Genomic DNA, 6,126 nt, shown 5'->3' with positions numbered 1-6,126 from the left:
CTTCGCCGACGTTGAAGCCCCGCCTCCGTCACTGACATCCTACATCCGTCCCGAGGTCAAGCGCAGTCTGTGGCAGTTAATCAACACCGCCGGACCGTTTGCCCTGCTCTGGTATGCGACGTACCGGAGTCTGGAGTATTCATACTGGCTCACGCTGCTTCTCGCGGTGCCGACCGGCGCGTTCCTGGTGCGGTTGTTCATCTTCCAGCACGATTGCGGGCATGGGTCGTTTTTCCCGAAGCAATCGTGGAACAACTTCCTCGGCACGATTCTCGGAGTGCTGACCTTCACGCCCTACGATTATTGGCGGCGCACACACGCCATCCATCACGCGACCTCGGGGAATCTGGACCGTCGCGATTTCGGCGATGTGACGACGCTGACGGTCGCCGAATACCGGGAACTGAGCCGGTGGCGGCGGTTGGGATACCGGGTGTACCGTCATCCCCTGACCTTGTTTGTCGTCGGGCCCGCCTACCAGTTCCTGCTGAAGCATCGTCTGCCGCTGGACATGCCGTGGTCATGGAAGCGCGAGTGGCGCAGCGTGATGCTGACCAATGCGTTGATCATCGGACTGGCGGTGGCGGCCGCGGCGCTCATCGGCTGGAGCGCGCTGCTCAAGGTGCAGCTGCCGGTGATCCTGATCGCCGGGACGCTGGGGGTGTGGCTGTTTTACATCCAGCACCAGTTTGAGGACACCTACTGGCGCGAGGAGCCGGAGTGGAATTACCGCGAGGCGAGCCTGCGCGGCAGTTCCTACTACGATCTGCCGCCGGCGCTCAACTGGCTGACCGGCAACATCGGGGTGCACCATGTGCACCATCTCTGCAGCCGGATTCCGAACTACCGTCTGCATCAGGCGCTGGCCGAGAATGAATTCCTGCAGAAGAACGTCACGCGGCTGACGCTGCGCGACAGTCTGCGCTGTGTGGGGTTCAAGCTGTGGGATGAGGAGACGCGGCAGATGGTGGGGTTTGACGAGCGCTGACCGATCTGACCAGTCAGATGACGCAGGGGCGTAGTGCATACGCCCCTTTTTCATGCGGCGCAGTGAGCGGGGATCAGCGAGCGCGTTACGAATGGGCGCCTTCGAGACAGAGCGTGAGAAATGCGCGGATGGAGCAGGGCGTACGCAACACGCCCCGACGAATGATTTGCGAAGTCATGTTCGATCCAGTACGAGCGACGCCGAGGCGGGCTACCGTTTTCGGCGGGGTTTGGCGTTGACGAGTTCGGCGGCCAGTTCGAGCGCGCGGTCAGTGACCTCATCGCCGGCGATCATGCGCGCCAGTTCCTGAACGCGGGCATCGCCGGAGAGCGGCTCGACGATCACGCGGGCGCGTCCGGCGGTCGTCTTCTTGGTGATGCGGAAGTGGGTGTCGGCGACGGTGGCCAGTTGCTGCAGGTGGGTGATCAGGAAGACCTGCGCATCGCCGGCCAGCGCTTTGATCTCGCGGGCGACGGCGTGGGCGGTCTGCCCGCCGATGCCGGAGTCGATCTCATCGAAAATGTAGAGCGGGGGCGCCATCGGAGCGGACGGTGAACCGCGCCGGGGCCTCGTCGCAGCACGTTGTGCCCCGTTGTCCTGAATCGCCGACTTGAAGGCCAGAAGCAGGCGGGAGAGTTCGCCGCCGGAGGCAATCTTGTGCAGGGGCTTGAAGCCCTCGGCGGGATTGGCCTCAAAGAGAAACTGGGCAGACTCGGCGCCGGTGTCATGCAGGCGGTGGCCGTCAATCACCAATCCGCCCTCGGTGTGCGGTGTCAGGTCGATGCGCACCGCCGCTTTGGCCATGCCGAGACGCGCGATGACCGCGTTGGCGCCGGCGGCCAGCGATTTGGCGGCGGTGTGGCGTTTGATCGATAGATCGGCGCACAAAGCGACCAGCGTGTCTTCGAGCTGACGGCGGCGCGCCGCCGCGGCGCGCAACTGATCGTCGAGCGCGGCCGACGAGGACTGCTCGGATTCGAGTTCGGCCAGACGGGCGAGAATGGCGGCGACGGAGTCGCCATACTTCTTCTTCAGCCGGTAGATCTCCGACAGACGCGTCTCGATCTGATCGGCGCGCATCGGATCGAAGGCGAGACTGTCGCGGTAGTGGGTGAGGGCGCGCACGGCATCGACCACGGCATCGCCGGCGGCGGTGAGCGGCGCGACAATCTCCTGCCAGCGCGGGTCAATGTGGGCGGCGTTTTCGGCCTCGCGGCGGGCGCGTCCGATGGCCCCCTCGACCGACGACTCCTCGTCGGTGAGCAGTTGCAGCGCCAGTTCGGCGGATTCGGCCAGACGGCGCGCATGCTTGAGGACGGTGGCCTCGGCCTTCAATTGCTCTTCCTCATCGGGCTGCAACGCGGCGGCGCGGATTTCGCCCATCTGGAAGGCGCGCAGCTCCTCTTCCTCGCGGCGACGGGCGATGCGCGCCTCGAGATCGCGGATGCTCTGCGTGACGGCCGACAGTTCGGACCAGGTGGATTGGACCCGTTCTGCGGTCGCGATGGCGGCAGCGGCGCGGTCGAGCCATTCGAGGTGGCGCGACGGATCCAGCAACACCTGGTGCGCGTGCTGGCCGCAGTGGTCGGCCAGTGATTCGCCGAGCGTCGCCAGTTCGGCGAGCGTGAGTTGTTCCTCGTCGCGGAAGCAGCGCGAACGCCCGGCGGCGCTCAGTTCGCGGCGGATGACCGTGCCGTCGAAGTCCCCCTCCACCACGGCGCGGTCGGCGCCGGTGCGGATCATCTCGACACCGGTCTTTCCGCCCAGCAGGAAGCGGATCGCTTCGACGAGGATGGTCTTGCCCGCGCCGGTTTCGCCGGTGAACACGGTCAGGCCGGGAGTGAAGGACAGCTCGAGGTCCTCGATAATGGCGAAGTTGCGGATGTGCAGACGGCGGAGCATGGCGCTGTGTGGGCGGATGTCCCGGTTCCCGCTCCGCGATCAACCGGACGGGGGGCGGGGGCTTCTATCCGCGCTCAAGTAACAACGCCAGCAACAGAAACAAAACACCGAATGCCCAGAGCGCGATGGCGACATACAATTGTTGGATCTTCTTGCGGGCGATCCGTGCCACCGCCTGCCGGGTGGAATCGGGCGAGTTGGCGAAGTAGCGGTAGCGGCGGACGATGAAAACACGCAATGCCGCGATCGCCGAGAGTGTCCAGAGCCCCAGCGGCACAAGCCAGAAGACCAGCTCCTCCCCCACCGCGCCATAGAGCAACGCCGCGACCACCAACGCCCAGGCCACCAGCGAGAGCGCCAGGAGGCCGCCCGCGGCGGTGTGCGCGCTCGTCAGCATGCCCAGCTGCACCTGACGCATCGCCTGCGGCCAGAAGAGATCCTCGTCGGTGGGAATCTCCCCCTGGCGGGCGCGGATGTCGAGATCGTTGGGCATCGGGGCTGAGCGTCTCAGGGCTGGATCACCATCGTCCGATGGCAGTGGTCGCAGGCAACCAGGAGTCGTTTGGGCAGATCGAGTTTCAGATTCTGACGGCCGTCGATGGATTGACGCAGGTCGGTCTGGCCGTTTTCCAGTTCGTGGGCCAGATCGATTTGGGCGTCCTTGCCGCAATGCGGGCACTTGTATGATTCAGGCATGGTGTTCATGGCGCCGTGGGGATGATATCGGCGGCGGGGAAAAAAGACAAGATTGAAGCGGATGCAGTGGGGGTGAACAAAGATTGCTTCGCCCCGCAAAGAGCGCGGGGCTCGCAATGACGGAGGGTAACAAAGATTCCAAGCCGGCAAAGAGCGCCGGTTTGGAATGACGGGATTTGGCTGATGGGCAGCGTGGGAACCTCCTCGTCATTGCGAGGAAGAGTCCGCCGGAGGCGGACGACGACGCCTGTCCGCCGCGGCGGAAAGCAATCTCTTTTGGCTCGGCGCAGGGGAAACAAAGATTGCTTCGCCCCGCAAAGAGCGCGGGGCTCGCAATGACGGGGGGGTAACAAAGATTCCAAGCCGGCAAAGAGCGCCGGCTTGGAATGACGGGATTTGGCTGATGGTCGGCGGGTGAACCTCCTCGTCATTGCGAGGAAGAGTCCGCCGGAGGCGGACGACGACGCCTGTCCGCCGCGGCGGAAAGAAATCTTTGTTCGGCCCTTACAGTTTCACCAGCTCCACGCGACGGTTGTTCTGGCGGCCTTCGGGTGTGTCGTTGCCGGCGACCGGCTTGGTCTCGCCGAAGCCCTGCGATTCGAGGCGGGCCGCGTCGATCTTGTGATGCTCGATCAGGTATCCCTTGACCGCGGCGGCGCGTTTCTCCGAGAGCGTCTGATTGGACGCGTCATCGCCCACGTTGTCGGTGTGCCCCTCGATCAACAGTTTCAGTTCCGGATGATCGGTCAGCATCTGCCCGATCTCCTTGAGCGTCGGCGTCGACTCGGGACGGATCTTGTCGGAGCCGGAGTCGAAGAGGATGCCGTGGGTCGCGACGCGCCCGTCGGCGGCGAGAGCGTCGTAGATGGTCTTGTCGCTGACGGCAACGCGGAAGTTGGTGAACATCACCGGCCGCTCGGTCTGCGCGTAGGTGTCGAACCAAAGAGCGTTGCTCCGGGTGAAGGCGGTCTTCGGGACGTTGGCGACACGGGTCTCGTTGATGTAAGCCTTCATGTACTTGCCGTCGCCGAGAATGCGGCAGTGGTAGACGTCCTCGAACACTTCATCGGGCAGGTGCAGCGAGGCGATATACGCCTTCGTTCTGTTGAGGAACAGCCCGGCGTACTGGTCCCAGGGGTTGACACAGAAACAGGTCTGCGCTTCGGTCAACTCACGGTTGTCCCAATCGTCGCGGGCGCTGCCGCAGAGGTTGGTCTCGTTCCAGCCGTAGGGGGCATACATGTCGAACTCGATGGTGAACTTGTCGGGCAGCACCTCGGGCAGGGGGATCTGGAAGCGGCTGTCGCTGGAGGCGCGCAGCCAGCGCTGCCCCTTCCATTCGGCGACCTCCATGTTGCCTTCGATGAACTCGAGGCGCTGGGGGAAGTTGCCGACCACGTCTTTGGAGAAATCATCGAAGAAGATGACACGGCTGCCGGGCACAAAGTCGTAGTTGACCCAGACGCCGGCACCGGGCTCCTGCTTTTCGGCGGCCGCGTCGCCGGCGGCGGCTTCGCCCTTGGCGGATTCGCCCTGCGGCGACGTGGACTCTTCGGCCGGGGCCTCTTCCTTGCCTTCGACCGCCTCCTGGGCTTTTTTCTCGGCTTCCTTCTTGGCTTTCTCTTCGGCCTTCTTTTTCAGCCCGCCCAACTGGGCCTGGGCCGGCTCGATGTTCCAGGCGCCGATCAGGGCCCCGATCAGCACTGCCAGCAGCATTCCGCGCGCGCTCATGACCGCCTCATTTCTGTTTGGTGTCGTGTCCGTTCCGGCGTGACGCCAACCACTCGTGCGAAAGTAATCGCGCCACGCCCATTCGCCAAGGACGGCTTCAAGGGGTTTATGTGCGGGCCGGACTTTATTTGTGACCGAATAGGGATGAAATGAAAACGCCCGGGCGGAGTTCGGTCGCTCACGCCCGGGTTCGGTGGGTAGACACGGTGTGGCGGATAGTAGGCCCCTACCGCTGACCGAACAGCGTCCCCCACACTGCTTTAGTAGTGTCAAGCCGCTCCGAGTTACAAAACCCCGGCATCTTTTTCCCCTTTTTCAGTCCTCATTTTCCACCCTCTTGTTTGGCAACGGGTTACCACCCCCATATCATTTTGTGCTTTTCTCCCTCTCCGCCGGTCTTGACAACTGAACATTTGAGCAGTATCCTACGTACGAGCAGACAGAGCCCGCCTTCCTCAGGCCGGGACTCAGATCAGGGATACAAAGCGGGCACGGTGTGACGGTGCCTTCACGAACGACTCGGGACAAAGGGGTGTCGCAGATGGCGCGGGCGATGCGGAAGGCGGATGAGGGCGCGATGGAGCCGGTGGCACCGTCGCGGGAAAGCGAGCACGGGGCGGCGCACCACCGCGTGATGTCGGTGCCTCTGTGTCTGTGCGGGACGCCGCTGGTGACGGATCTGGTGTTGGGGGTGTGGGTGTGCGGGCATTGCGGGCGGTCGTTTTGCCGTGACTGCGGCGGGACGATGGCGCGTGTGGGCGGCTGCGACACCTGCACGGTGTGCGGGATGGGGCTGTGCGGGTGAGCGC

The 6,126-nt window shown here is 64.1% G+C and carries 6 protein-coding genes; 2 read left to right on the top strand and 4 right to left on the bottom strand.

Annotated elements, in window-relative coordinates; translation table 11 throughout:
* Nucleotides 1–988, top strand: a 988-nt coding sequence (locus VNN55_06910) for a fatty acid desaturase (GenBank protein ID HWO57279.1), incomplete at its 5' end; no start/stop codon positions are given.
* A 210-nt stretch (nucleotides 989–1,198) separates the two neighbouring features.
* Here VNN55_06910 and VNN55_06905 read toward each other — a convergent pair.
* The 4 genes from VNN55_06905 to VNN55_06890 all read right to left on the bottom strand — a co-directional run bounded on the left by VNN55_06905 (nucleotide 1,199) and on the right by VNN55_06890 (nucleotide 5,317).
* The gene (locus VNN55_06905; protein ID HWO57278.1) at nucleotides 1,199–2,890 is read right to left on the bottom strand and encodes a DNA repair protein RecN; all 1,692 of its coding nucleotides are present in this window, start codon (nucleotides 2,888–2,890) and stop codon (nucleotides 1,199–1,201) included.
* Nucleotides 2,891–2,954: 64 nt separating this feature from the next.
* Nucleotides 2,955–3,383, bottom strand: coding sequence for a hypothetical protein (locus VNN55_06900; protein ID HWO57277.1), 429 nt, complete (start codon nucleotides 3,381–3,383; stop codon nucleotides 2,955–2,957).
* Nucleotides 3,384–3,397: 14 nt separating this feature from the next.
* The gene (locus VNN55_06895; GenBank protein ID HWO57276.1) at nucleotides 3,398–3,595 is read right to left on the bottom strand and encodes a hypothetical protein; all 198 of its coding nucleotides are present in this window, start codon (nucleotides 3,593–3,595) and stop codon (nucleotides 3,398–3,400) included.
* Nucleotides 3,596–4,090: 495 nt separating this feature from the next.
* Nucleotides 4,091–5,317: an OmpA family protein gene (locus VNN55_06890; GenBank protein HWO57275.1), complete on the bottom strand. Its 1,227-nt coding sequence runs from the start codon at nucleotides 5,315–5,317 to the stop codon at nucleotides 4,091–4,093.
* A 532-nt stretch (nucleotides 5,318–5,849) separates the two neighbouring features.
* Here VNN55_06890 and VNN55_06885 point away from each other — a divergent pair.
* Nucleotides 5,850–6,122, top strand: coding sequence for a hypothetical protein (locus VNN55_06885; protein ID HWO57274.1), 273 nt, complete (start codon nucleotides 5,850–5,852; stop codon nucleotides 6,120–6,122).
* Nucleotides 6,123–6,126: the final 4 nt, after the last annotated feature.

This window comes from bacterium (assembly GCA_035559435.1).
Taxonomy (GTDB): Bacteria; Zixibacteria; MSB-5A5; order WJJR01; family WJJR01; genus JACQFV01.
The sequence above is the reverse complement of the archived record's forward strand: the minus strand, read 5'-3'. Positions and strand labels throughout refer to the sequence as shown.